Annotated in this window: 22 protein-coding genes; 13 read left to right on the top strand and 9 right to left on the bottom strand. The window is 71.8% G+C overall.

The features are described 5' to 3' along the window. Positions 1–24 precede the first annotated feature (24 nt). Together JCO01S_RS04130 and JCO01S_RS04125 are read left to right on the top strand one after the other, a co-directional pair. Positions 25–768, top strand: coding sequence for an ABC transporter ATP-binding protein (locus JCO01S_RS04130; protein ID WP_068251157.1), 744 nt, complete (start codon positions 25–27; stop codon positions 766–768). Position 769: 1 nt separating this feature from the next. After that, positions 770–3,304 (top strand): ABC transporter permease, encoded by a 2,535-nt coding sequence (locus JCO01S_RS04125; protein ID WP_068251152.1) that lies wholly within the window; start codon positions 770–772, stop codon positions 3,302–3,304. A gap of 34 nt (positions 3,305–3,338) precedes the next feature. On the opposite strand, the gene JCO01S_RS04120 is transcribed toward JCO01S_RS04125, so the two are convergent. From JCO01S_RS04120 to JCO01S_RS04100, 5 genes are all read right to left on the bottom strand, one after another. Next, positions 3,339–3,635, bottom strand: coding sequence for a WXG100 family type VII secretion target (locus tag JCO01S_RS04120; RefSeq protein ID WP_068251150.1), 297 nt, complete (start codon positions 3,633–3,635; stop codon positions 3,339–3,341). 45 nt (positions 3,636–3,680) lie between these two features. Further along, complete coding sequence (locus JCO01S_RS04115) at positions 3,681–5,570, bottom strand: DUF2339 domain-containing protein (RefSeq protein WP_084342617.1); 1,890 nt, start codon at positions 5,568–5,570, stop codon at positions 3,681–3,683. 232 nt (positions 5,571–5,802) lie between these two features. Then, positions 5,803–7,029 carry a S1C family serine protease gene (locus JCO01S_RS04110; RefSeq protein WP_084342616.1) on the bottom strand — a complete coding sequence of 409 codons (1,227 nt, stop codon included), beginning with the start codon at positions 7,027–7,029 and terminating at the stop codon, positions 5,803–5,805. 89 nt (positions 7,030–7,118) lie between these two features. Next, positions 7,119–8,576 (bottom strand): sensor histidine kinase, encoded by a 1,458-nt coding sequence (locus JCO01S_RS04105; protein ID WP_245634319.1) that lies wholly within the window; start codon positions 8,574–8,576, stop codon positions 7,119–7,121. A 2-nt stretch (positions 8,577–8,578) separates the two neighbouring features. Then, positions 8,579–9,298 (bottom strand): response regulator transcription factor, encoded by a 720-nt coding sequence (locus tag JCO01S_RS04100; RefSeq protein WP_068251143.1) that lies wholly within the window; start codon positions 9,296–9,298, stop codon positions 8,579–8,581. 236 nt (positions 9,299–9,534) lie between these two features. Between JCO01S_RS04100 and ehuB the strand changes: the two genes are divergently transcribed. From ehuB to ehuA, 4 genes are read left to right on the top strand one after another with little or no spacing between them, the layout of a single operon-like run. Further along, positions 9,535–10,437 carry an ectoine/hydroxyectoine ABC transporter substrate-binding protein EhuB gene (gene ehuB / locus JCO01S_RS04095; RefSeq protein ID WP_068251139.1) on the top strand — a complete coding sequence of 301 codons (903 nt, stop codon included), beginning with the start codon at positions 9,535–9,537 and terminating at the stop codon, positions 10,435–10,437. Next, a complete protein-coding gene (ehuC, locus tag JCO01S_RS04090; RefSeq protein ID WP_068251136.1) occupies positions 10,434–11,132 on the top strand; it encodes an ectoine/hydroxyectoine ABC transporter permease subunit EhuC in 699 nt (232 codons plus the stop codon). Before ehuB ends, ehuC begins: the two co-directional genes overlap by 4 nt. Positions 11,133–11,143: 11 nt before the next feature. Further along, positions 11,144–11,812, top strand: coding sequence for an amino acid ABC transporter permease (locus tag JCO01S_RS04085; RefSeq protein WP_174521061.1), 669 nt, complete (start codon positions 11,144–11,146; stop codon positions 11,810–11,812). Then, positions 11,802–12,614 (top strand): ectoine/hydroxyectoine ABC transporter ATP-binding protein EhuA, encoded by an 813-nt coding sequence (ehuA, locus tag JCO01S_RS04080; protein WP_084342614.1) that lies wholly within the window; start codon positions 11,802–11,804, stop codon positions 12,612–12,614. The genes JCO01S_RS04085 and ehuA overlap by 11 nt, the downstream gene beginning before the upstream one ends. Positions 12,615–12,770: 156 nt before the next feature. Here ehuA and JCO01S_RS04075 read toward each other — a convergent pair whose 3' ends face one another. Together JCO01S_RS04075 and JCO01S_RS04070 are read right to left on the bottom strand one after the other, a co-directional pair. Further along, on the bottom strand, positions 12,771–14,402 hold the full coding sequence (locus tag JCO01S_RS04075) for a DNA repair helicase XPB (protein ID WP_068251130.1): 1,632 nt from the start codon (positions 14,400–14,402) through the stop codon (positions 12,771–12,773). Beyond that, entirely contained in the window at positions 14,399–14,887 is a 489-nt protein-coding gene (locus JCO01S_RS04070; protein ID WP_068251127.1) for a hypothetical protein, read from the bottom strand. Before JCO01S_RS04070 ends, JCO01S_RS04075 begins: the two co-directional genes overlap by 4 nt. Positions 14,888–14,956: 69 nt before the next feature. Here JCO01S_RS04070 and JCO01S_RS04065 point away from each other — a divergent pair, with 69 nt between their 5' ends. Continuing rightward, positions 14,957–15,895 carry a hydroxymethylglutaryl-CoA lyase gene (locus JCO01S_RS04065; RefSeq protein WP_068251356.1) on the top strand — a complete coding sequence of 313 codons (939 nt, stop codon included), beginning with the start codon at positions 14,957–14,959 and terminating at the stop codon, positions 15,893–15,895. Positions 15,896–15,917: 22 nt separating this feature from the next. On the opposite strand, the gene JCO01S_RS04060 is transcribed toward JCO01S_RS04065, so the two are convergent. Then, a complete protein-coding gene (locus JCO01S_RS04060) occupies positions 15,918–18,122 on the bottom strand; it encodes a helicase-associated domain-containing protein (RefSeq protein WP_157074469.1) in 2,205 nt (734 codons plus the stop codon). Positions 18,123–18,179: 57 nt separating this feature from the next. On the opposite strand from JCO01S_RS04060, the gene JCO01S_RS04055 reads away from it, so the two are divergent. Next, entirely contained in the window at positions 18,180–19,109 is a 930-nt protein-coding gene (locus JCO01S_RS04055; RefSeq protein WP_068251121.1) for an aldose 1-epimerase family protein, read from the top strand. Here the strand turns inward: JCO01S_RS04055 and JCO01S_RS04050 are convergent. Next, entirely contained in the window at positions 19,045–20,373 is a 1,329-nt protein-coding gene (locus tag JCO01S_RS04050) for an MFS transporter (protein WP_068251118.1), read from the bottom strand. The two genes, JCO01S_RS04055 and JCO01S_RS04050, sit on opposite strands and share 65 nt — an antisense overlap. Positions 20,374–20,512: 139 nt before the next feature. On the opposite strand from JCO01S_RS04050, the gene JCO01S_RS04045 reads away from it, so the two are divergent. The 5 genes from JCO01S_RS04045 (at position 20,513) to JCO01S_RS04025 (ending at position 24,991) form a co-directional block, all read left to right on the top strand. Next, positions 20,513–20,908 (top strand): cold-shock protein, encoded by a 396-nt coding sequence (locus tag JCO01S_RS04045; protein ID WP_068251116.1) that lies wholly within the window; start codon positions 20,513–20,515, stop codon positions 20,906–20,908. A 1-nt stretch (position 20,909) separates the two neighbouring features. After that, the gene (locus tag JCO01S_RS04040) at positions 20,910–21,647 is read left to right on the top strand and encodes a DUF3027 domain-containing protein (protein ID WP_068251113.1); all 738 of its coding nucleotides are present in this window, start codon (positions 20,910–20,912) and stop codon (positions 21,645–21,647) included. Then, a complete protein-coding gene (locus tag JCO01S_RS04035) occupies positions 21,644–23,113 on the top strand; it encodes an NCS2 family permease (RefSeq protein WP_068251110.1) in 1,470 nt (489 codons plus the stop codon). The genes JCO01S_RS04040 and JCO01S_RS04035 overlap by 4 nt, the downstream gene beginning before the upstream one ends. A 130-nt stretch (positions 23,114–23,243) precedes the next feature. After that, positions 23,244–23,684: a MarR family winged helix-turn-helix transcriptional regulator gene (locus tag JCO01S_RS04030; protein ID WP_068251106.1), complete on the top strand. Its 441-nt coding sequence runs from the start codon at positions 23,244–23,246 to the stop codon at positions 23,682–23,684. Further along, on the top strand, positions 23,681–24,991 hold the full coding sequence (locus JCO01S_RS04025) for an MFS transporter (RefSeq protein WP_068251103.1): 1,311 nt from the start codon (positions 23,681–23,683) through the stop codon (positions 24,989–24,991). Before JCO01S_RS04030 ends, JCO01S_RS04025 begins: the two co-directional genes overlap by 4 nt. Positions 24,992–25,057 lie beyond the last annotated feature (66 nt).

Here is a 25,057-nt window from a genome sequence, read left to right as displayed (position 1 = left end):
CCACAGACATCCGAGGGGACACTCATGGGTACACCCGTGGCCGCGAGCACCGAGGGACTGCGCAAGGTCTACGGCAGGGGGCAGGCGAGCGTCAGCGCGCTCGACGGCATCGACCTGGAGATCGGCACCGGCCAGTTCACCGCCATCATGGGGCCCTCGGGCTCCGGGAAGTCCACGCTCATGCACTGCCTCGCCGGGCTGGACTCGGTCAGCGAGGGCCGGGTACGCGTCGGCGACGTCGACATCACCCGGCTGAAGGAGAAACAGCTGACCCGACTGCGACGGGACCGGATCGGCTTCGTCTTCCAGGCCTTCAACCTCATCCCGACGCTGACCGCCCGGGAGAACGTCCTGCTGCCGCTCGCCATCGCCGGCCGGAAGCCGGAGCAGGGCTGGTTCGACCACGTCATCGACACCGTCGGGCTGCGCGACCGTCTCGAGCACCACCCGTCGGAGCTCTCCGGGGGCCAGCAGCAGCGCGTCGCCTGCGCCCGCGCGCTCGTCAGCAAGCCGGAGATCGTCTTCGCGGACGAGCCGACCGGCAACCTGGACTCCACCTCGGGCGCGGAGGTGCTGAACTTCCTGCGCCGCAGCGTCGACGAGTTCGAGCAGACGATCGTCATGGTCACCCACGACGCGGTGGCCGCCAGCCACACCGACCGGGTCCTCTTCCTCGCCGACGGGCAGATCGTCGACGAGCTGTGGGAGCCGGACCGGGAGAGCGTGCTGGAGCGGATGCTCGCCCTGAGCAGCCTCGGGGCGGCCTGACGTGCTGCGCACCACCTTCAAGAACCTGCTGGCGCGCAAGCTGCGCCTCCTGATGAGCGCCATGGCGATCATCCTCGGCACCGCCTTCGTCGCCGGTTCGCTGATCTTCACCGACACCCTCGGTCGGACCTTCGACGGGATCATGGACGGCGCCGTCGGTGACGTCGTGGTCCAGCCGGAGCAGACCGACGACTACGGCGGTTCCGGGGGTGGCCACATCCCGGCCTCCGACGTCCGGGAGTTCGCTGACCTGCCGGGGGCGGCACGGGCCGACGGCTCCGTGGACGCGACCGGGGTCTTCGTCGTCGGTGAGGACGGCAAGGTCGTCGGCGGCCAGGGGGCCCCGGCCCTCGCCTTCAACCACAGCAGCGCCCCGAACCAGCTCGGCGAGCAGCCGATGGACATCATCGAGGGGCATGCGCCGAAGGGGGCCGACGAGGTCGTCATCGACGAGGCGACCGCCGAGCGGGCCGGCTACGAGATCGGGGACGAGGTCCCCTTCGTCACCACCGGTGACACCCCGAAGATCTCCGCGGAGCTCGTGGGCGTGATGACCTTCGGCGGGGGGAGCACGGCCGGGTCCTCCATCTCCGTCTTCGACACGAAGACGATGCAGAAGTACTTCATGGACGGCAAGGACGAGTACTCCTCCGTCTGGGTCACGGCGAAGGACGGGGTCAGCCAGCAGGAGCTGCTCGAGCAGACCACGCCGCTCGTCCCGGACGGCTACAAGGCCTGGACCGGCAAGGACCTGGCCGAGGAGAACGCCAGTGACGTCGAGCAGGCGCTCGGCTTCATCACGACCTTCCTGCTCGTCTTCGCCGGCATCGCCCTCTTCGTCGGTTCCTTCCTCATCATCAACACCTTCGGGATCCTCGTCGCCCAGCGCGGCCGGGAGCTGGCCCTGCTGCGCGCCATGGGCGCCTCACGGGGGCAGGTGACCCGCTCGGTGCTGGTCGAGGCCTTCGTCGTCGGTGTCGTCGGGTCCACGCTGGGCCTCGGGCTCGGTGTCCTGCTCGCACTCGGCATCCAGGGCCTCTTCGCCCAGCTCGGCCTGGACCTCAGCGGGAGCGACCTCGTCTTCGCCCCCCGCACCGTCGTCGCCGTCTACGCGGTCGGCATCCTCGTCACGATGCTCGCTGCCTGGCTCCCCGCCCGGCGGGCGGGCCGGGTCGCCCCCGTCGAGGCCATGCGCGAGAGCGTGGCGACCGGCTCGGGCCACCACCCGGTGCGCCGCGCGCTCGAGGTGCTCGTGCTCCTCGCCGGGCTGGCCGCCTTCCTGGCCGGGCTCTTCGTCATCGACAGCCGCGAGATCTGGTGGATCGGCATCGGCATCGTCGGGCTCGTCCTCGGCACCGCCTTCCTGGCACCTCTCGTCGGCCGGCCACTCATCGCCGCCCTCGGCGCGGTGTACCGAGGCATCTTCGGCAGCGTCGGCCGGATGGCGCAGCAGAACACCGTGCGCAACCCCGGCAGGACGGCCGCCACGGCCTCGGCCCTGATGATCGGGATGACCCTCGTCGCCCTCATGGGGGTCGTGGCATCGAGCGCCAAGGCGAGCATCGACAAGCAGATCGAGGAGACCTTCCGCGCGGACTTCATCCTCAGCAATGCCGTCGGCCAGCCCTTCTCCTCCTCGGTCGCGAAGCAGGCCGGGAAGATCGACGGGGTGCGTGAGGTCTCGCCCGTGCGCTTCGTCTCCGCCCGGGTCGACGGCGGCCAGATCTTCACCACCGCGATCGACCCGGACAGCTTCCGTGACGTGGAGCAGATCGACGTGACCTCGGGCAGCGCCGACCTGGACGAGGACTCGGTGCTGATGTCCAGCAAGCACGAGGAGGGTCGCCAGGTCGGCGACACCGTCACGGTGGAGATGGGCTCGAGCACCCGCGAGCTGACCGTGGTCGGCTTCTACGACGAGATCCAGGCGATCGGCACCCCGGACGTGCTCATGTCGGTCGACACCGTCTCCGACATGGGCGGAGCGGCCGCCGACAACTGGGACTTCATCTTCCTCGCCGACGGCGCGGACACGTCGGCGGTGAAGAAGGACCTCGAGTCCCTCGTCGCCGACCAGCCGCTCGTGACCGTCAAGGACCAGGCCGGGTACGCGGCCGAGCAGAGCGCCCAGGTCGACCAGCTGCTGTACCTGATCTACGCCCTGCTCGGGCTGGCGATCATCATCGCCGTCCTCGGCATCGTCAACACCCTCGGGCTGTCGGTGATGGAGCGCACCCGAGAGATCGGGCTGCTGCGGGCGGTCGGCCTCGGTCGGGGCCAGCTGCGCCGGATGATCCGCCTGGAGTCGATCGCCATCGCCCTGCTGGGCGCGGTGCTCGGCATCGTCCTCGGCGTCGTCTCCGGGATCGCGATCCAGCGCTCACTGGCCGACGACGGCTTCACCGAGCTGGCGATCCCGTGGGTCTCGCTCCTGGTCTTCGTGGTGCTCGCCGGCGTCGTCGGTGTGCTGGCGGCGCTGCTGCCGGCCCGCCGGGCCGCGAGGATGGACATCCTCTCCGCGATCGCCGCGGAGTAGCCGGGCCCACGCCACCACGTGGTCGGGCCGGGGCTCAGCGTCCGCCGAGCATGCTCGAGCGGACGCTGGACTCGGTGCTGGCGTAGGTCTCGCCGGCCTCGCCGAGCACCCGGGCGATGTCGTCCAGGCTGTCCTTGACCTGCCGCTGGGTGGCACGCCACTCGGTGACCAGGTCCTGGAAGGATCCGGAGGCGCTGCCGGTCCACTCGTTCTGCAACGAGACCAGGCGGCTCATCATCGCCGCGACGGTGCTCTCGACGTCCTCGGAGATCCGCGAGACGTCGGCGGAGCTGCTCGCGATGCTGTCGGTGCTGACGGAAAAGGTGCTCATGGTGTCCTCCCCTTCGGTGCGCGGCCGGGACGCTCCCGGCCCACCTCAGACGGTAGGAGGTGCCGACGTCACGCGCCCGGAGTTGTCCACAGGCGGGGTCGGCGGCCGCTGGGAGCGGTCGACGGCCCGGGCGTACCCGGCGCCCATGGCCAACAGGAGGAGCCCACCGACGATGAAGCTGAGCACCCGGGCGATCCCGTCGAGGAAGGCCAGGTCGAAGATGAGCAGCTTCGCGACTCCCAGGGCGGCGAGGGCCAGGCCTGCGGTGCGGCCGACCGAGGCGTGCCGCAGACCGTGCCGGATCAACGCCGCGGCGATGACGAGCCACAGCACGGTCGCCGCGGCCTGACCGGCGATGACGCCGGTGTCCGGCGCATCCGCGAGCTGCCCGATAAGCGCCCCGGCGAGGACCGCGAGGCCGCCGCCCCACAGCACTGCCAGGGCGGCGGCGGCCCGCCCGGCGATGCCCTCGTGGGGCAGGACGTCGGCGCGCGAGGCCCCGGTGAGGACCAGCGCGGTGAGCACGATGCCGAGCACGGTGAGCAGGTCGGTCAGCTGGACCCGGTAGGCCCACGAGGAGAGCAGCACGTAGGGGAGGAGCACGAGCGAGCCCAGGACGCACAGCCCGGCGACGCCCAGGGCGACGACGTGGGTGCTCCCGTCCCGCAGCGCGAGCGCCGCCAGCGCCCAGCAGAGGGCCACGAGCACCGTCGTCGGGCCGGCCCACCCGCCGCCCTCGGCGAGGGTGAGCGCGGCCAGCAGCGAGGCCAGCCCGGCCGCGGGCAGGGCCACCTCCCGGTGCCGTAGGTGCGCCGGGAGGTCGGCGGACCGGTCCGCCAGGGACGAGAGCAGGATCAGGCCCAGGGCCAGCACGACCAGCAGGGCGGTGCCCTGCACCCGGTGCTCGAGGAGCACCGCGGCGAGGACGACCGGCACTGCGGCCACCGGGACGAGCACGTTCAGCTGGCGCGGCAGCGCCTCAGCGAGCTCCCCGGCGAGGGTGACGCCCAGGACGACGAGAGCCAGCAGCAGCCCGAGCAGCGCGGCGGCGCCGGTGTCGTGCCCGAAGGCGCTGACGCCCATGAGGTACAGCGTGCTCGGGAGCACCCGGGCGACCTCGAAGAGGTGCCAGCGGGGTCCGATCTGGGCGGCCCAGGAGGCGGTGGTGAGGACGAGGAGGAAGGAACCGGTGAGGATCACCTCGCCGGAGCCGACGAAGGGGGCGAGCAGCGCCACCCCGAGGACGGTGAGGGAGGCGAGGAGCTCACTGCCCCAGGAGCGGGCGATGAGCACGCCGACGAGCGCGATCCCGCCGGCGAGGACGAGACCCGGGCCGGCGGGGATCCGCTCGTAGATGCGGCTCACGGCGAGCACGTCGAGGTAGGCGGTCGCGAAGCCGGTCGCGGCCAGGCCGATCGCCCCGGCCGTGCCCTGCTGGCGGCGGCGGACCCGTTCCGCGGCGGCGACGAGGCCGACGGCCAGCAGCGCCCCGCTGAGGACGCGCGGGAGCGGGCCGAAGATCCCGATCGAGATGGCGATGGCCAGGAGGAAGGCCACGCCGATGAGGGTGATGGCCGCCCCGACGACGGCGAGGGTGCGCACGACGAACCCCTCCCGCTGCCAGAGCGGGACCGACGGCGCGGCCGGGGTACGGGACGGCTCCGTTCCCGGTGCCGGGCCCGATGCCGGCGGGGGTGGTGGGGAGACCACACCGGGGCCGGGAGGAGGCGGGGGCACGGGCGTCGGCGGGGCCGTCGTCGCCGTGGCGGGAGCCGGGGGAGTGGTCGTGGGCGGTGCGGCGGCCGCCTCACTCGCGAGTCGGGAGCGCAGCCGGGCCAGATCGTTGCCGAAGGAGTGCATGCGGGTCATCGCCGCCGCGAAGTCGTCCTCGAGCCTGCGGATCTCATCGAGGGTCGGACCGCCAGGGAAACTCATGCCCCCAGCGTGCTCGGAAAGCCCGCCGGGGGCATGAGTCCTGCTACTCAGCGCCGCCTTCGAACGCCACACCCGAAGGCGGGGGTAGCACCCCTGGGGAGCCGGAGGAAGTCGGTCTGCGTCGGGGGAGGGGAACGACGGTTGGACCGTTGCTTCCTCGACCTCGGCTCCTGACACGAGTCTGGGGCATCGTCCTTGGATGGGGCTGGCACGAACCTGTGAGTCCGCTGGATCAGCCGGCCTGGCCCTCGGGGGCGGTGGCCAGGGTCAGCTGGACCGTCTTCTCCGACCCGTCACGGATGTAGGTCACCGGGACCGTGGAGCCGATCTTGCGGGCGTGGACGAGCCCGACGAGGGACTCGGCCGACTTCACCGGGGTGCCGTCGAGGGAGACGATCAGGTCGCCGCGCTGCAGTCCCGCCTCCTGCGCGGGGGTGCCGTCGATGACGTCGACGAGCTTGGCCCCGGTGCGGCTCGCGGACCCGAGCTGTGCCGTGCCGTCGGTGGGGCGCACCCCGAGGAAGGCGTGCTCGGCATGGCCGTTCTCGATGAGCTGGTCGGCGATCCACGACGCCTCGTCGACCGGGATGGCGAAGCCGATCCCGATGTTGCCCGAGGACCCGGAGGACTGCCCCACCGAGGCGATCGAGGAGTTGATCCCGATCAGCCGGCCGGAGGCGTCGACGAGTGCACCGCCGGAGTTGCCGGGGTTGATCGCCGCGGAGGTCTGGATCGCCGAGGTGACGACCGGCTCGGACTGCTGCGGGGAGAAGAGGCCCTGGCCGCCCCCTTCGTCGGCGCTGCTCGTGCTCACCGGACGGTTGAGGGCGCTGACCACACCGGTGGTCACGGTCCCCGCGAGGCCGAGCGGGTTGCCGACCGCCATGACGGGGTCACCGACCTGCAGGTCCTTGCTGGAGCCGAGGGTGACGGGCTTGAGGTCCTTCGGCGGGTCCTTGATGGTCACGACGGCGAGGTCGGTGGACTCGTCGGTGCCCGCGATGGTCGCCCGGTAGGTGGAGCCGTCCGCGAGCGAGACGGTGATCCGGCCCCCTTCGGCCGCGCCGGCGACGACGTGGTGGTTGGTCAGGACGTGGCCCTTGTCGTCGATGACGACGCCGGAGCCCTGCGCGCCGGAGCTGCCGGTGCGCACGGTGAGCGAGACCACGCTCGGGGCGACCGCGTCGGTCACGGCGTTCCAGTCCGGGGAGTCCGAGCCGTTCTTGACCGGGACGGTCTGCGTGGACCCGGAGGAGGAGGGGGAGGCCGTGGCCGTCGTCGTGGCGCCACCGCCGGTGCCGTCGTCGGTGGCCGAGGCGATCCCCCACGTCCCGCCGGCGGCCAGCGCCGCACTGAGCACGGCGACGGTGCCCAGCTCTGCGAGGCGGCGACCGCGGCCGGAGCGGTCCGGGGTGGGGTCCTGCTGTGGCGGTGTGATGGTTCCGTTTCCCTGTTCCATGGGGGTCTCCTTCTCTCTGACCTCCACAGTGCTCCCCCTGGTTAGGCCCCACCTGTGCGTCGGCTGGACGTCAGGTGTGTGTGCACGGGTCAGCCGTCGCGGGAGGAGTCCACGTCGATCGCCGGCAGCGAGACGCGGAAGGTGGCCCCGCCCCCGGGGGTCGGGTGCAGCGAGACCGTGCCCTGGTGCTGCTCGACGATCGCGGTCACGATCGCGAGGCCGAGCCCGCTGCCACCGCGGGCTCGGGAGCGGGCCTTGTCCGCCCGGTAGAAGCGCTCGAAGACCCGCTCGGCGATCCTCGGGTCGACGCCGGGGCCGTGGTCGCGCACCTCGAGCACCGCCTCGTCACCGACCCGGCCGGCCGCGACCTCGATGGGGACGTCCTGGGTCGTGTGCATCAGGGCGTTGCCGATGAGATTGCTCAGCACCTGCCGCAGCCGTGCGTCGTCGCCCCGCACGGTCTCCGGGGTCAGCTCCTCCTCCAGCGGCACGAGGTGGATGTCGCGCTCGGGGACCCGCACGCGGGCATCGTGCACGGCGTCGCCGGCGAGGACGAGCAGGTCGACGGTGGTGATCTCCAGGGGGCGCTCGTCGTCCAGTCGGGCCAGGGTGAGCAGGTCCTCGACGAGGCCGCTCATCCGGGCGGCCTCGCCCTCGATGCGCCCCATGATCTGCCCGATCTGCTCCAGGTCGCCGGCGGCGCCCTGGCGGTAGAGCTCGGCGTACCCGCGCACCGTCGCCAGCGGGGTGCGCAGCTCGTGGCTGGCGTCGGCGACGAACTGGCGCATCTTGACCTCGGAGGCCTCCTGCACCCGGAAGCTGCGCTCCACCTGGCCGAGCATGGAGTTGATCGACTCGCTCAGGCTCGCGACCTCGTCACGGCTGTGCCGGACCGGGACGCGCCTGGCCAGGTCGCCGGCGGCGATGGCGGCGGCGGTGTCCTCGATGCGGCGAAGGGGGCGGAAGGCCCGCCGGGTGGCGAACCACCCGAGCACGCCGCAGGCGATGACCGCCAGGAGACCCATGCTCGTGGCGGCGATGGCCATCCGGTGCACCGTGCTCTGCACCCCGCGCAGCGGGACCCCGACGGCGACGGTCGCGGACCCGTCGTCGACCGCGCCGGCGACGAAGCGCCACTTCATGTCGCCGTTGGCCGAGGAGACGGTGAAGGGCTTGCCGGTGCGCACGCGCTTGTCGTCGGGCAGGATCTTCGGGAGCGCGGGCTGGAGTGGTTCTCCGGTGGGGTTGCGGGTCCAGCCGTGGTCGGAGTCGACCGGCATGTAGACGAAGGCGTAGTTGCTCGGGAGCTCCGAGCCTCCCCGCGTGTTGGTGAAGCCCTCGTCGAGGCTGGTCTGGGCGACCGGCTCGGCGACCGCGACGAGCTGGTCGTCGATGTTGGCCACGAGGTCCCGCTGGAGCAGGTAGGCGGTCACCGTCGAGGTGATCGTCAGCGCCGCGAGCAGCAGGCTCAGCAGGATGACGATCAGGCGCCAGGTGAGCGGGACCGCCTCCAGGCGCCTGACGACCGACTCGGAGAGCCGTCGCACGATCACCCCTCGGGCGGGAGCCGCAGGACGTACCCGAATCCGCGCTTGGTGTGGATCAGCGGTGGGTGGCCCTCGGTGTCGATCTTGCGGCGCAGGTAGGAGATGTAGGACTCGACGATGCCCATCTCGCCACGGAAGTCGTAGTCCCAGACGTGGTCGAGGATCTGGGCCTTGGAGAGCACCCGGTTGGGGTTGAGCATGAGGTAGCGCAGCAGCTTGAACTCAGTCGGCGACACGTCCACGGCGCGGCCGTCCCGGCGCACCTCGTGGGCGTCGTCGTCCAGCTCCAGGTCGGCGAAGCGCAGCACGGCGTCGGCGGAGGGGGAGTGCAGGCTGCGGCGCAGGATGACCCGGATCCGGGCGATGACCTCCTCGAGCGAGAAGGGCTTCGTCACGTAGTCGTCGCCGCCGACCGTGAGGCCCTTGAGCTTGTCGTCGAGGGAGTCGCGGGCGGTGAGGAAGAGGATCGGCTGGTGGCGCTCGGCGGCACGCAGCTGCGAGGCGACCTCGAAGCCGTCGATGTCCGGGAGCATGATGTCCAGCACGATCAGGTCGGGCTCGAGGCGGTGGACCATGTCCAGGGCCGAGCCGCCGTCGCCGGCGACCTCGACCTGGAAGCCCGCGAAGCGCAGCGAGGTCGCGAGGAGCTCGCGGATGTTCGGCTCGTCCTCGACCACGAGGAGGCAGGGGGCGAGCTCGTCCGGCGTCTGGTGGGTGCTCACGGTCCCCAGTGTGGGAGCAGTTCCTGTGCATTCGCTGGATGTGTGCTGGGCGATGAGGCGGGTGTGACGCATGTTGCGGTGTGGTAACGAAGGAGTCACGCCGCCGCCCAATCCTTGTCCGGGGTGCCTCTGACCTGTTGAAGTCATGGCATCACGGGGCGGGTGACCTGCAGGGCGCCACGCCGGCGGTAGGCCGTGTCGGCCATCGTCACCCTCCCCCGGACGGAGGGAGCGATATGCGCACGACGCGAGTGCTGGCCGGGGCGGCTGCTGCCGCCATGGCCCTGACGATGGCGGCCTGTGGTGACTCAGGCGACTCCGGCGGCGGTGGCGGCGGCGGTGACACCCTGGCCAAGATCAAGGAGGACGGGGTCATCAAGGTCGGCATCGCGGGTGAGAAGCCCTACTCCTTCATGGAGGACGGCGAGCTCAAGGGCGCGACGATCGCCATCCACAAGAAGGTCTTCAAGGAGATGGGCGTCGACAAGGTCGAGGGCGTCCAGACCGAGTGGGGCTCGCTGATCCCGGGTCTGAACGCCGGGCGCTACGACGTCGTCTCCGCCGGGATGTCGATCCTGCCGGACCGGTGCAAGCAGGCCGACTTCGGCCACCCCGAGATCATGTACACCACGGCCCTGATGACGAAGAAGGGCAACCCCGAGGGTGTCCAGGACCTCCAGGACGTCGCCGACAAGAAGCTGAAGATCGCCGTCATGAGCGGGGCGATCGAGTCCGGCTACGCGGACAAGCTCGGCATCGACAAGCTCGAGGTCGGCAGCCCGCAGGACGGCATGGAGGCCGTCACCCGCGGGCGGGTCGACGCCTTCGCGCTGACCGGCATCTCGCTGCGCACCCTGGCCAAGGACAACAAGGACGCGGACGTCTCCGTGACCAAGCCCTTCGTCGCCGTCGTCGACGGCAAGAAGCAGGTCGGGGCGGGTGCGACGGTCTTCCGCAAGGACGACGACAAGCTGCGCAAGGCCTACAACAAGGAGATCGACAAGATCACCGGCGACAAGCAGGCCTACCTCGACGTCATCGGCAAGTACGGGTTCACCGACGCGGAGCGCCCGAAGGGGGAGCTGACCACCGAGCAGCTCTGCAAGGGTGAGCTGCCCGACGCGACTGCCAGCGAGTGAACGAGAACCTCGAAGCGCTCCAGGACGCCCTGCCGGGGCTGCTTGACGGCGTCACCGTCACGCTGCAGCTGACCCTCGGCGGGGCCGTCCTGGCGCTCGTGGTCTCGGTGGTCCTCGGGCTGCTGAGCATCAGCCCGGTGCCGCCGCTGCGCTGGGGATCGACGATCGTCGTCGAGGTCTTCCGGGGCACCTCCCTGGTCGTCCAGCTCTTCTGGTTCTACTACGTGATGCCGCTCTTCGGCCTCAGCTGGGACGCGGTCCTGACCGGGGTCGTCGCCCTCGGGCTGAACTACGGTGCCTACGGCGCCGAGGTCGTGCGCGGTTCGATCAACGCCGTCGACAAGGGTCAGTGGGAGGGCGCGACCGCGCTGAACATGTCGCCCTTGACCCGGATGCGTCGGGTCATCTGGCCGCAGGCGTGGGTGCTCATGCTCTCCGGCTACAACAACCTGCTCGTCATGCTCGTCAAGGGCACCGCGGTCGCCCTCTTCATCGGCCTGCAGGACCTGACCAACAAGATCGACCAGCTGCGCATCCAGACGGACACGATCTTCGCCTTCTCCATCGGACTGGTGGCCTACTTCGTCATCGCGTGGATCCTCTCCCAGGGCCTGCGCCTGATGGAGAACCACGCCCGACGCCGCCTCGGCATGGCGACCGGTGGGGCCCACTCCGGGACCGGGGAGACGATCTGATGCAGCCGACCATGCAACCAGCGATCACCTTCGAGGAGTTCTGGAACTGGGACTCCGCCGCCGAGGCGCTGCCCCAGCTGCTGAGCACCTTCGTCGAGACGACGCTGCTCATCACGGTCGTGGGAACCCTCATCGCCGTGACCCTGGGCCTGCTCCTCGCGGTGCTCGTCGAGGCACTGCCGGGCATCGTGACCAAGCCGCTGCGCTTCGTCATGGACTTCATCCGGATGACCCCGCTGATCGTCCAGCTGATCTTCGTCAGCTACCTCGTGCCGGTCTCGTGGCCGCTGCTGTGGGTCGGCACGGTCGTCATCGGCGTCCACTACTCGACCTACATGGCCGAGTCCTACATCGCCGGCATCGCCTCGGTGGACAAGGGGCAGTGGGAGGCAGCGCGGGCGCTCAGCCTGTCGCAGGGACGCACCTGGCGGGACGTGGTGATCCCCCAGGGGATCCGGGCCACGCTCCCCTCGCTCGGCAACTGGGCGATCGCGATGTTCAAGGACACCCCCTTCCTCTTCGGCATCGGGGTGATCGAGATGGTGACGGAGGCCCAGCAGTACGGTGCCGCGACCTTCCGGTACAACGAGGCCTTCACGATCGCCGGCCTCATCTTCCTCGTGGCGAGTCTCGTGACCGCCTTCGCCGTCCGGAGACTGGAGAAAGCACTTGTCTACTGAACCCCAGACCAGCCCGTCGCCCGATGCCGTGAACAGCGGTGAACCGGTCATCCGGTTCGAGGACGTGGAGAAGAAGTTCGGCCAGAACACCGTGCTGTCCGGGCTGAACTTCGACGTGGCCCACGGTGAGCGAGTCACCCTCATCGGGCCGAGCGGGTCCGGCAAGACGACGATCCTGCGGCTCGTCATGACGCTCGAGGAGCTGACCGGCGGCTACATCTGGATCAACGGTGCGCCGCTGACCCACGACAAGCGGGGCGGGAAGCGGGTGAAGCTGCGCACCAAGGAGATCGCGCAGACCCGCAAGAAGATCGGCATGGTCTTCCAGCACTTCAACCTCTTCCCGAACATGTCGGTCATCGAGAACATCATCGAGGCCCCGGTCCACGTCCTCGGGCGGGACAAGGCGGCTGCGAAGAAGCGGGGCCTGGAGCTGCTCGACCAGGTGGGGCTCGGCGATCGCGGCGATGCCCACCCCACCCAGCTCTCCGGCGGTCAGAAGCAGCGGGTGGCGATCGCCCGGGCGCTGGCCATGGACCCGGAGATCCTGCTGCTGGACGAGGTCACCTCGGCACTGGACCCCGAGCTCGTCGGCGACGTGCTCGGCGTGCTGCGCCAGGTCGCGGAGGAGACCGACATCTCGATGCTCATCGTCACCCACGAGATGCAGTTCGCCCGTGACGTCTCGCACAAGGTGATGATGTTCGACGGTGGTCAGGTCATCGAGCAGGGCAAGCCCGACGACATCCTGGGCAACCCGCAGCACGAGCGCACCCAGCGCTTCCTGACCTCGATCCTCTGACGCCACGTTCCTCGCTACCGGGCGACGGATGGCTACGGCACTTGGTCGCTCGTCCCGGGTCCTGAGGTGCGACGAAGGAGCCTCGAAGGGCGCTCCCTGAGCCGTGCCGCACCCATCCGCTGCCCGTCCGCAGGGGATGCCCCCTTCGCCATGTGCTCACAGGTCGGAGGAGTCGATGATCCGGTAGGCGTAGCCCTGCTCGGCGAGGAAGCGCTGCCGGTGCGCGGCGAACTCCGAGTCGACGGTGTCCCGGGCGACCACGGTGTAGAAGTGCGCGGCGCGGCCGTCCCCCTTCGGCCGGAGCAGACGACCGAGACGCTGGGCCTCCTCCTGCCGTGAGCCGAAGGTGCCGCTGACCTGGATGGCCACGGTCGCCTCCGGGAGGTCGACCGAGAAGTTGGCGACCTTGGAGACCACGAGCAGGTTGGTCCGTCCCTCGCGGAAGTCCGCGAAGAGCGCCTGTCGTGCCTTGACCGGGGTCTCGCCGGTGATCAGGTCCGCGCCGAGCCGTTCGGAGAGCTCGTGCAGCTGGTCCAGGTACTGGCCGATGACGAGGGTCTGCTCGCCCTCGTGCTGGTCGACGACCCGCTGGACCACGTCGAGCTTGACGGGGGAGCAGGCGGCGAGCCGGTAGCGGTCCTCGGCCTCGGCGGTGGCATAGGCCATCCGTTCGGACTCGGTGAGGGCCACCCGCACCTCCACGCAGTCCGCGGGGGCGATGTAGCCCTGGGACTCGATGTCCTTCCACGGGGCGTCGAAGCGCTTGGGCCCGATGAGCGAGAAGACATCCGCCTCGCGCCCGTCCTCGCGCACGAGGGTCGCGGTCAGGCCGAGCCGGCGGCGTGCCTGCAGGTCGGCGGTCATCCGGAAGATCGGCGCCGGCAGCAGGTGCACCTCGTCGTAGACGATGAGGCCCCAGTCGCGGGCGTCGAGCAGGTCCAGGTGGGGGTAGGCGCCCTTCCGCTTGAGGGTGAGCACCTGGTAGGTCGCGATCGTCACCGGCCGGATCTCCTTGCGGGCACCGGAGTACTCACCGATCTCGTCCTCGGTGAGGGTGGTGCGGGCGAGCAGCTCCTCCTTCCACTGCCGGGCGCTGACGGTGTTGGTGACGAGCACGAGCGTGGTCGCCTTCGCCTCGGCCATGGCGCCGGCGCCGACGAGCGTCTTGCCGGCGCCGCAGGGGAGGACGATCACCCCGGAGCCGCCGTCCCAGAAGCCGTCGACCGCCTGCTGCTGGTAGGGACGCAGGCTCCAGCCGTCCTGGTCCAGCTCGATGGGGTGCGCCTCGCCGTCGACGTAGCCGGCCCGGTCGTCGGCGGGCCAGCCCACCTTGAGCAGCTCCTGCTTCAGGCTGCCCCGCTCGGAGGGGTGCACGACCACCTCGTCCGGGGAGAGCTGCTCACCCAGCAGCGGCTTGATCTTCTTGTGCCGCATGACCTCGGTGAGCACCGCCCGGTCGGTCGCCCGGAGGAGCAGCTGCTCGCCGTCCTTCTCCAGCACGAGGCGCCCGTAGCGGTCCATCGTGTCGGCGATGTCGACGAGCAGCGCCTGCGGCACCGGGTAGCGGGAGTGGGTGACCAGGGCGTCGACGACCTGCTCGGCGTCGTGGCCGGCCGCCCGGGCGTTCCACAGCCCGAGCGGGGTGACGCGGTAGGTGTGGATGTGCTCCGGCGCCCGCTCCAGCTCGGCGAAGGGGGCGATGGCCCGGCGTGCGTCGGCGGCCCCCACGTGGTCCACCTCCAGCAGCAGGGTCTTGTCGCTCTGGACGATCAGGGCTCCGTCGTTCACGCCGTCGACTCCGCGCCGACGGCGATGGCGGTGATGGCGATGATGGCCGCCAGAGCCAGGATGGTCAGCCCGATGAGCACCACCCAGCCGATCGTGGTCATCCGTCGGGCGCTCTCCGGGTCACTGGCCTGCTGGGCCATGCCGAGGACGCCCAGGACGAGCGGGATCGCGCCGATCGGGCAGCAGTAGACGGTGATGACGAGCAGGCCGGAGACCACGGTGAGCACGATCGCCGAGGTGTTCGGCGGTGTCGGCGGTCGGTAGTAGCCCGGTGCGACCGGCGGCTGCCCGTCGGGGCCCTGCGGGTACGGGGTGTACGGCGAGGGCGGCTGCGGGTACGGCTGCTGCGCCTGCTGCGGCGGGTGCTGGACCGGGTAGGGGGTCGTCGGGTCCGCGCCGGGTTGGATCGGCTCGGTGTGGTGCCCGCCGGCGTTCTGCCCCTCCGGGCCTCCCGGCTGCTCGCCGGGGTTCGTGCTGCTGCTCATGCCTGTGTCCTCCTGATCCGCCCTGCACGGACCTCGGCCAACGCTACGCGATCAGCCATGATGGAGGACATGACCCGTGCACTGCCCCAGCGTGAACCCCTGCCCGGCCTGCCTCCGCGGGTGACCATCTACGAGGTCGGGGCCCGGGACGGCCTGCAGAACGAGAAGTCCGTCGTGCCGGCCCAGGTCAAGGCCGAGTTCATCACCCGGCTGCTCGCGGCAGGTCTGGAGACCGTGGAGACCACGAGCTTCGTCTCGCCGAAGTGGGTCCCCCAGCTGGCCGACGCGAGCGACCTGCTCAGCGAGCTCGGCGAGGCGGGGAAGGGCCCGCGCCGCCCCGTGCTCGTGCCCAACGAGCGTGGCCTGGACCGGGCGATGGAGTCCGGGGTCGATGCCGTGGCGATCTTCGGCAGCGCCACCGAGACCTTCGCGCAGAAGAACCTCGGCCGCTCCCTGGCGGAGTCGGTCGAGATGTTCCGTCCCGTCGTCCGCCGCTCCCGGGAGGCCGGGATGTGGGTGCGGGCCTATGTCTCGATGTGCTTCGGGGACCCGTGGGAGGGGCCGGTGCCGGTGACCCGGGTCGCCGACGCGTGCGTCTCGCTCATGGAGCTCGGCTGCGACCAGCTCTCGCTCGGCGACACGATCGGGACCGGGACGCCAGGGCACGTCGAGGCGCTGCTGGCCGAGCTGGACCGGCGGGGCCTGGGCACCGACAGGATCGGGGTGCACTTCCACGACACCTACGGCCAGGCCCTCAGCAACACCCTCACCGCCCTGCGCGCCGGCGTCAGCGTCGTCGATGCCTCGACCGGCGGCCTCGGCGGGTGCCCCTACGCCAAGTCGGCCACCGGCAACCTCGCGACCGAGGACCTGGTGTGGATGCTCGACGGTGCCGGCGTCGAGACCGGTGTCGACCTGGATGTCCTCGTCGCGACGAGCACCTGGATGGCCGAGCAGCTGGGGCGCCCCTCACCCTCCCGGGTGGTCAAGGCGCTCGCGGGGGCCTGAGCGGCGGGTCCCGGCCCGCTCCTCAGCCGTCGATCACGACACCGGTGATCCGGTGCAGCGAGTAGACCTGCGGGGCCGCGTCGACCTCGCCGACGACCCGCCCGCCGTCGACGCGGCGGGGGTGGAAGAACACCCGACGGGTCGCGCCGACACCGTCGCTCACGCCCAGCCAGACCGGGAGCCGGTCAGCGGCGGCCTCGCGCAGCAGCGCCGAGGCGCTCGCCGGGTCCAGCGACGGGATGCTCGGGCCCTCACCGCCCAGCACCGGTCGCGACGCGGCCTGCTCCTCCGCGACCCGCAGCCGGGCGAGGACCTGCTCGGCCGGCTCGTGGGGGACCTCCGTCACCGGGCGGTCCCGGTGCGGCGTCGCCCGACGACGGGACGTGCCGGCGGTGACGACCCCGCCGGCGCCCTCGAGGGCCGGTGAGCTGCCCACCTGGCGCAGCGACTCCAGCAGGACGGTCGGGCCCACCGGGGAGACGAGCACGGTCGGCGCGATCTGCCGCAGCTGCAGGTGGCCCAGCTCGCGGTGTGCGAGCAGCGTCTCCAGGTGCGCGGGGTCGTCGCTGCGCAGGTAGCTGCCCGCGTCACCCACCCGCAGCCGGCCGTGCCGACGGGCCACGTCGCGCACGAGGTACTCCAGCGGCTGGGGCACCTCGGTGGCGCTGAACCGGGCCAGCGCGTCGAGCAGCTCCTCGGCGCTCCACCCGGCATCGAGGGCGCCGCGCAGCGTCCGCTCGGTGAAGCGGTGCACGACCGCGCCCCCGCGTGACTCGACCTGGGCGGTGCGGCGCAGCAGCGAGGCCAGCTCGGGCACCGCGGTGCCGGGCACGATCGCGGTGAGGTCGGCCTGCAGCAGCAGCCGGTCGACGGGCTCGGGCACGAGGCCGGCGAGCCGTTGGGCAGCGGCGCCCCCCCGATACAGCAGTGCCCGGCCGACGCTGCCCAGGGCCGAGCGTCCGGTCACCCCGAGGACCTCCGTCTCGCCGAGCAGCCTCGCGACCACCCCGGCCGCGTCGCGGGGCATCCGCCGGGGTCGGCGGTGGTGCAGCAGGTCCAGGACCAGCTCCGCGCTCGGCGCGCTGCCCTCCGGCAGGCCGGCGAGGACCTCGAGCACCTCCCGGCGCAGCGCCCGCACGGGCGGCCAGACGTGGCCGTCCGAGAGTGCGTTGACCCGGCTGCCGTCCTCCGGCGCCGGCGCGGCGGTGGAGCGAAGGGAGACCAGCCACGCCTCCGCGAGGGCGCCCCACCGGACGGCCGGGTCCGTCTCGCGCCACGAGTCCAGCTCCGTCGTCGGCCGCCACGCCGGTTCGGGGGCCCGGTCGTCGGCGATGAGCCCGGCGGTCAGGGCCAGCTCCAGCAGGATCGTCGCCGTGCTCTCCTGCAGGTCCAGCGCCGAGGCGAGGGAGCGCAGGTCTCGCACCGCCAGGCCGCCGCTGCGCAGTACGCGGGGCGCGAGCTCCTCGAGGTGGTCCATCAGCTCGTCGACGAGCGAGACCGTCTCGGTCGCGGCCGCCGTCGCCGCCTCGTCCACGTCCCGGGGCTCCAGCCGGCGGACCTCGCTCGTGTCGGGTCCGTCGAGTGGGTCGGACAGCAGGCGCCCGCCCCGGGCGGCGAGCCCGACCTCGAGCGGCGCGATCACGAGCCGGTCGTCGTCGGTGGCGGTCAGCAGGCGGCGTGCCAGCAGGTCCTCGACCGCCGCGGCGGCCGAGCTCGCGGGGTCCCGTGGGCGGGCGGCGGTCGGGCCGTGCCGGGCGATGCGGTCCAGGACCCTGCGGGAGCCGGAGGAGAGCTCGGCGACGGCCGCGTCCACGTCCTCGGGCAGGTCGTGGTGCAGCTCGGCGGCCCGTGGTCCCAGGCCGGTCGGCGTCGGCCCGAGCACCTCGACGACGGTGCGCGAGACCGCGGGACCGTCGGAGGTGCGCCACAGCAGGGCGGCGGTCGTGAGGTCCTCGAGCAGTCCCGCGGCCGTGGCCGCGTCGCAACCGAGCAGCGGGGTGATCGCCCCCGGTGATGCCTCACCCACCACGACGCAGGCCTGCAGCGCGGCCAGGTGCGGCAGATCGAGGTGGTCGATGGCCCGGGTCGTGCTGGCCCGGGTGCTCGCCCGCGCGGCGAGCGCGGTCAGGTCGGCCGGCTGGGGGCGGGCCAGGTCCGGGCGCACACCGAGCAGCGCCACGAGCTCCTCATCGGTGCGGTGGCGGATGTCCTCGGCGAGGGAGCGCACCGATCCACGGTAGATCACGCGCCGTGGTGGGCCCGGTGCCCCGGTAGGTTCGGTGCCATGGCGATCTTCCCCCACGGAGACGAGTGGCAGCTGAGCAGCGGGGACGTGCGGGCCCACGTCGTCGAGGTCGGCGGCGGGCTGCGCAGCCTGACGATCGGCGACCTCGACGTCGTCGCCGACTACCCGCCGGACGTCATGGCCCCGTCGGGCCGGGGTCAGGTGCTCGTCCCCTGGCCGAACCGGATCCGTGACGGTCGCTACGACTTCGGCGGTGAGCGGCACGAGCTGCCGCTCACCGAGCGCGAGACCGGCAACGCGATCCACGGGTTGGTCCGGTGGGAGTCCTTCCGCCCGACCGAGCGGGACCCCGACCGGGTCGTCCTCGTGCACACCCTGCACCCGCACCCGGGCTACCCCTTCGCGCTGGAGGTGCGCATCACCTGGCAGGTCGACGCTCGCGGCCTGACCTGCAGCACCCGGCTGACGAACCTCGGCGCCGATACCGCGCCCGTCGGCTACGGCGCCCACCCCTACCTGGCCCTCGGCGGCACGCCGGCCCCGCGGGCGCGCCTGACCGTGCCGGCGGAGCGGGTCGTGCTCGTCGACGGGCAGCGGCAGCTGCCGACCGGGACCCGCGACGTGACGGGCACGCCCTTCGACCTGCGCGGTGGCGACCCGCTCGGGGAGCGGACCATCGACAACGCCTACACCGACCTGGCGCGGGGAGCCGACGGCTGCTGGACGGTCACCCTCGACACCGACGCCGGAGCCGTGGGCCTCTGGGGCGGGCCGGGGCTGGACTGGGTCCAGGTCTTCACCGGGCGCGCCGACCCCGCGCAGCTCCCGGCCGGGCAGCCGGCCGGCATCGCCGTGGAGCCGCTGTCGTGCCCGCCGGACGCCTTCAACTCCGGCGAGGGCCTGGTCAGCCTGCCGCCGGGCGGGACGTGGTCTGCGCAGTGGGGGATCGAGGTGCCTCGAGGCCGTTGACCTCCGGGCTGATGAGCCGCTCCAGCCGCAGCAGCAGCCAGACGACCGCCACCAGCCCGAGCCCGATGACGGCGAGGAAGACCGCCGGGAGGTGCCGGTCCAGCAGCGCCCCGGCCACGAGCGGCCCGAGGACCCCGCCGGACATGAAGGCCGCGGACTGGACCGCGTTGACCCGGCCGCGCAGGTGGTTCGGCGCCATGTCGTTGGTGATCGCCGGCAGCGTCGGCTGCAGCAGGGTCTCACCGAGGCCGAAGAGGCCGAGGAAGGCGATGACGAGCACTGCGGCCGTCACCCCCGCGGGGAGCAGCCCGCTCGCACCGATGGCCAGCCAGGCGAGGGTCCAGATGCCCACCATGATCAGGCCGACCCGGGTGCGGCGGTGCCCCTCGATCCGCTGCAGGACCCAGAACTGCAGCAGCACGATGACGCCGGTGTTGACGGCGAACGCGACGCCGATGACCTCGGTGCCCACCTGGGAGACGCCGCGGGCGAAGGCCGGGATGCCCGCCTCGAGCTGCCCGTAGCCGACGAAGCTCGTCACGAGCGCGAGGAGCAGCACGCAGCGCATCCCCGGCAGCCGGAGCACGGCGGAGTAGCCCGCCCGGCCGGCCCCAGCCGCGGGCCGCTCGGCGCGCGCGTGCACGTGGCGAAGGGGGCCGAGCAGCCAGATCCCGGGGATGAGGATGAGCACCGCGTCGACGAGGAAGATCGTCTCGAAGGTCACCGGCCGCGTCACGTCGACGAAGGCCCCCGCGATGAGGCCGCCCGCCCCGATGCCGAGGTTGAGCAGGGCGAAGTTCACCCCGAAGTAGCGCTGCCGCAGCGGGCCCCGCACGAGCGCGGAGATGAAGGTGTTCGACCCGGACCAGCCGATGCTCTGCGAGAGGCCCATGAGGATCGCGCCGAGGACCGCGAGCGGGAGCGAGACGGCGAAGGCCAGCGCCACGGCCCCGAGGCTCTGCACCACGCCGGCGCCGATGAGCATCCAGCGCGCCCCGACCCGGTCGGTGAGCGCTCCCATCGGGCCGGCCATGACCGCGGCGACGAGCGCGAGCAGCGCCATGACCGTGCCCGCGGTGTCGAGGGAGAAGTGGCGCACCTCGTGCAGGTAGATCACGGTGAAGGGCAGGGTCATCCCCCGCCCGAGGTGCTGGAGCGCCACGGTGGAGAGGAGGAATCTCCCTTCGCGCGGCAGGGCCCGCCAGAAGCCGCCGAAGCCGGAGCCGATCTCGTGGGCCGGCACGTCGCGAGGGAGGGAGGTCACGAGGCACCATCGTGCCCTACGGGAGGCCGCGTCAACGAGCGGTTTTCGCGCATTGGGGTCGGCCGGGAAGCACGGGTTAACCTTGGACGGGCGCGCGGACCCGTGCGTCCATCGAACTGTGGCGAGCAAGAGGTGCACGGTGCCGACTGGCAAGGTCAAGTGGTACGACGCGGAGAAGGGCTTCGGCTTCATCTCCGGCGACGACGGGGAGGACGTCTTCCTCCACGCGGGCGCACTGCCGGAGGGCACGAAGACCATCAAGGGCGGCACCCGGGTGGACTACGGCGTGGTCGAGGGCCGTCGCGGCGCGCAGGCGCTGTCGGTGCAGGTCCTCGAGCCGACCCCGAGCGTCCGCTCCAACCTGCGCAAGCGTGACCGCAAGGAGCCCGAGGACATGGTGGGGATCGTCGAGGACCTCATCCAGCTCCTCGACGGGGTCTCCAACGGGCTGCGCCGCGGGCGCTACCCGGAGAAGGGCCAGGGCACCAAGATCGCCCAGGTGCTCCGCCGCGTCGCCGACGACCTGGAGGGCTGAGATGCCTCGCAAGAAGACCGATGCCGTCCTCGAGGCGGCGATCGAGCCGGCCCGGCGCGAGCTGCTCGTCGCGACCGGCGGCACGGGTGTCGGCGAGCACGTCGGCTTCACCCTGGAGGACGACCGGCTCGGGACGCACTGGTTCGAGGCGACCTTCCCCGGCTACCGCGGGTGGTACTGGGGCGTCGTGGTCACCCGCGCACCGCGCTCGAAGAACGCCACCGTCTGCGAGTCCCAGCTGCTGCCGGGCGACGGCGCGCTGCTCTCCCCGGAGTGGGTGCCGTGGGCCGACCGCCTGGCCCCAGGCGACGTGCGGCCGGGCGACGTCACCCCGAAGGTCGAGGACGACCCCAACCTCGAGGCCGGCTTCGAGGCCACCGGTGAGGAGGACGTCGACGCGGTCGCGCTGTGGGAGCTCGGCCTCGGCCGCCCGCGCGTGCTCTCCGCCGAGGGGCGCGAGCGCGCCGCGCAGCGCTGGTACGACGGGTCCCACGGGCCGACCGCCGAGGTCGCGACCAAGGCGCCGGCGCGCTGCGAGAGCTGCGGCTACTTCCTGCCGATGGCCGGGATCCTGCGGCGCACCTTCGGCGTCTGCGCCAACGAGTGGAGCCCGAGCGACGGCACCGTCGTCAGCCGGGACCACGGCTGCGGCGCGCACTCCGAGGTCGACGTCAAGGCACCGGAGCCGGAGCGGGTCGGCGACCCGATCCTCGACGACGAGGCCGTCGAGGCCCTGTGAGCGCACCGGCCCGGGAGGGGCTCCTCGAGCGCCACTTCCGCATCTCCGAGCGTGGTTCGACCGTCGGGCGTGAGATCCGTGGTGGTCTCGCGACCTTCTTCACGATGGCCTACATCGTGGTCCTCAACCCGCTGATCATCGGGACCCAGCCGGACTCCACGGGCACCTTCCTCGGCGGAGGGGATGCGCCGAACCTCGCGATGGTCGCCGCAGGCACCGCCCTCGTCGCCGGCGTGATGACCGTGCTCATGGGCGTGGTCGCGAACTACCCGCTCGCCCTGGCCGCGGGCCTGGGCCTGAATGCCTTCGTCGCCTTCGGCATCGCCTCGCTCCCGGAGATGACCTGGGCGGACGCGATGGGCCTGATCGTCATCGAGGGCCTGATCATCCTGGTGCTCGTGCTCACCGGCTTCCGCAAGGCGGTGCTCCTCGCCGTCCCGCCGCAGCTCAAGACCGCGATCAGCGTCGGCATCGGCCTCTTCATCACCGTCGTCGGCATGGTCGACGCGGGCTTCGTGCGCCAGGCCGAAGGGGGCCCGCTCGGCGAGCTCGGGGTCGGCGGCTTCCTCGCCGGCTGGCCGCTGCTCGTCTTCGTCGTCGGCCTCTTCGTCATCATCACGCTGCACGTGCGGCGGGTGCGCGGCGCGATCCTCTACGGCATCCTCGGGACCACGGTGCTCGCGATCGTCGTCGAGGCGATCTTCCACGTCGGCTCCCAGACCGATGCCTCGGGCAAGATGGTCAACCCGACCGGGTGGGGCCTGAACGTCCCGACCCTGCCGGACACCCTCTTCGCCGCCCCGGACTTCGGGCTGCTCGGCAACTTCAACCTGCTCGGGTCCTTCGACAAGATCGGCATCGTCTCGGCGAGCCTGCTCGTCTTCACGATCCTGCTCGCGGACTTCTTCGACACCATGGGCACGATGGTCGCGGTTGGCGCCGAGGGTGACCTGCTCGACGAGGACGGCAACCCGCCGGAGTCGCAGAAGATCCTCGTCGTCGACTCCCTCGCGGCCGCGGCCGGTGGTGCCGCCTCGGTCAGCTCGAACACCAGCTACATCGAGTCCGCCTCGGGTGTCGGCGAGGGGGCCCGCACCGGGCTCGCCTCGGTCGTCACCGGGGTGATGTTCCTGCTCGCGACCTTCCTCTCGCCGCTGGTCTCGGTCGTGCCCTACGAGGCCGCGACCCCGGCACTCGTGCTCGTCGGCTTCCTGATGATGCAGCAGGTCAAGGAGATCGACTGGGACGACCTGGGCATCGCGATACCGGCCTTCCTGACGATCATCCTCATGCCCTTCACGTACTCGATCACCGCGGGTATCGGGGCCGGCTTCGTCACGTACGTCTTCATCCGGGTCGTGCGCGGCCGGGCCCGCACCGTGCACCCGCTCATGTGGCTCGTCGCGGTGCTCTTCGTGCTCTACTTCGCGATCGACCCGATCAAGGGGCTGCTCGGCGTCAGCTGACCTCCTCCTCCCCCTTCGCCCCCGCGACGATGATCGGGTCACCCGATCATCGTTGGGCGAAGGGGGCCGGCGGAATAGTTAGCCGACGCAATGAGTTCTCCTCCACGTGTCCACCACGAGAGGAGTCCCCGTGCCCCAGACGGCCGTCGCCACGGAGCGGGAGGTCGGCGCCCTGAGCGAGGACCTGCGGCTGGCGTGCATGCGCATCAGCCGGCGGGTCCGCTTCGAGAGCGCCGGGGAGATCGCCCCGCACCAGTTCAGCGTGCTCGCCCGCCTCGAGCGCGGGCCGGCGAGCCCCCGCGCCCTCGCCGACGTGGAGAAGGTCTCCGCCCCGAGCATGACCCGCACCGTCGGCTGCCTCGCCGACCAGGGCCTCGTGGCCCGTCACGACGACCCCGATGACGGCCGCCGGATCATCGTCGAGCTGACCGACGAGGGGCGGGCGGCCCTGCGCCGCACCCGGCAGGGTCGCAACCGGTGGATGCACGAGCGGATCCTCGAGCTGGGCGAGCAGGACCGGCGCGCCCTCGCGGCGGCCAGCGAGGTCCTGGCGCGGATCGCGGCCCGATGAGCTCGACCTTCGCCTCCCTCTCCGTCCCCAACTACCGCACCTACGCCACCGGCGCGATCGTCTCCAACGTCGGCACGTGGATGGGGCGGGCCGCCCAGGACTGGGTGGTCCTGACCGTCCTGACGCAGAACTCCGGCACCGCCCTGGGCATCGTCACCGGCCTGCAGTTCATCCCGATGCTCGTGCTCGCCCCGTGGACCGGCGCGGTCATCGACCGCGTGCCCAAGCGCGCCCTGCTCATGGTCAGCCAGGCGATGCTCGGGCTCGCGGCGATCGTCGGCGGGGTGCTCGTCGTGACCGGCACCGCCGAGCTGTGGCACTTCTACCTCATCGCGCTCGCGACCGGCCTGGCCACCGCCTTCGACAACCCGGCCCGGCAGTCCTTCGTCTCCGAGATGGTCCCGAGGGGGCGCCTGGCCAACGCGGTCGCCCTCAACAGCGCCTCGTTCAACTTCGGACGCCTCGCCGGCCCCGGCGTCGCCGGCCTGGTCATCGCCGCCTTCGGCTCCGGCCCGGCGCTGCTCGTCAACGGCGCCTCCTTCGGCGCGGTGATCATCGCGCTCGCCCTGATGAACGGGAGCGAGCTGAGCCCCGCGCCGCGGGCGAAGGGAGGCCGGGGCTCGGCCATCGACGGCCTGCGGTACGTGCGCAGCCGCCCGGACATCCTCACCGTGCTCGTCCTCGTCTTCATCCTCGGCACCTTCGGGCTGAACTTCCAGATGACGATCGCGCTCATGGCCACAGAGGTCTTCGACAAGAGCGCCGAGGGCTACGGGCTGCTCGGCACCATCCTCGCCGTCGGCTCGCTCAGCGGGGCGCTGCTGGCCGCCCGGCGCAACCAGCCGCGGATGCGGGTGCTGCTGATCTCGCTCGTCGGCTTCACCGTCGCCGCGACCGCGGCGGCCCTCGCCCCCACCTACTGGGCCTTCGCGATCGCCCTGGCCGTGTGCGGGCTCGCCGCGTTGACCGCGACGACGACCGCCAACGCGATGGTGCAGATGCGCAGCGAACCCTCGATGCGCGGCCGGGTCATGGCGCTCTACATGGCCCTCTTCGTCGGCGGCAAGCCGCTGGGCGCGCCCCTCCTCGGCGTCATCGCCGACGCCCTCGGCGCCCGCTGGACGGTCGCCGTCGGGGCGATCGCGGTCGGGGTCACGGTGGCCGCCGTCTCCCGCTGGCTCATCAGGCACGAGAATGTCCGGGTGACCTACTCCCGCAGCAGCCGCCCCCACCTCCAGGTGATCCACGAGGGGCCGCCCGTCCCGCCCCGGCCGGTGCCGGACGTCGCCCGGGCGGCAGCGCGGTGACGCCCGGCTTCCGCCGGCGGATGACGCTGCTCGTGCTCGCCGTCGTCCTCGTCGTCGCGGTGATCG

It is taken from the genome of Janibacter corallicola NBRC 107790, from assembly GCF_001570965.1.
GTDB lineage: Bacteria > Actinomycetota > Actinomycetes > Actinomycetales > Dermatophilaceae > Janibacter > Janibacter corallicola.
Note: the sequence above shows the minus strand (reverse complement) of the source record. Positions and strands in the feature narration are given on the sequence as shown.

Coding starts and splice junctions, on each gene's coding strand:
- JCO01S_RS04130 (WP_068251157.1), top strand. CDS start 25: ATGGGTACACCCGTGGCCGCGAGCACCGAGGGACTGCGCAAGGTCTAC.
- JCO01S_RS04120 (WP_068251150.1), bottom strand. CDS start 3,635: ATGAGCACCTTTTCCGTCAGCACCGACAGCATCGCGAGCAGCTCCGCC.
- JCO01S_RS04115 (WP_084342617.1), bottom strand. CDS start 5,570: ATGAGTTTCCCTGGCGGTCCGACCCTCGATGAGATCCGCAGGCTCGAG.
- JCO01S_RS04110 (WP_084342616.1), bottom strand. CDS start 7,029: ATGGAACAGGGAAACGGAACCATCACACCGCCACAGCAGGACCCCACC.
- ehuB (WP_068251139.1), top strand. CDS start 9,535: ATGCGCACGACGCGAGTGCTGGCCGGGGCGGCTGCTGCCGCCATGGCC.
- JCO01S_RS04085 (WP_174521061.1), top strand. CDS start 11,144: ATGCAACCAGCGATCACCTTCGAGGAGTTCTGGAACTGGGACTCCGCC.
- JCO01S_RS04070 (WP_068251127.1), bottom strand. CDS start 14,887: ATGAGCAGCAGCACGAACCCCGGCGAGCAGCCGGGAGGCCCGGAGGGG.
- JCO01S_RS04065 (WP_068251356.1), top strand. CDS start 14,957: ATGACCCGTGCACTGCCCCAGCGTGAACCCCTGCCCGGCCTGCCTCCG.
- JCO01S_RS04055 (WP_068251121.1), top strand. CDS start 18,180: ATGGCGATCTTCCCCCACGGAGACGAGTGGCAGCTGAGCAGCGGGGAC.
- JCO01S_RS04040 (WP_068251113.1), top strand. CDS start 20,910: ATGCCTCGCAAGAAGACCGATGCCGTCCTCGAGGCGGCGATCGAGCCG.
- JCO01S_RS04025 (WP_068251103.1), top strand. CDS start 23,681: ATGAGCTCGACCTTCGCCTCCCTCTCCGTCCCCAACTACCGCACCTAC.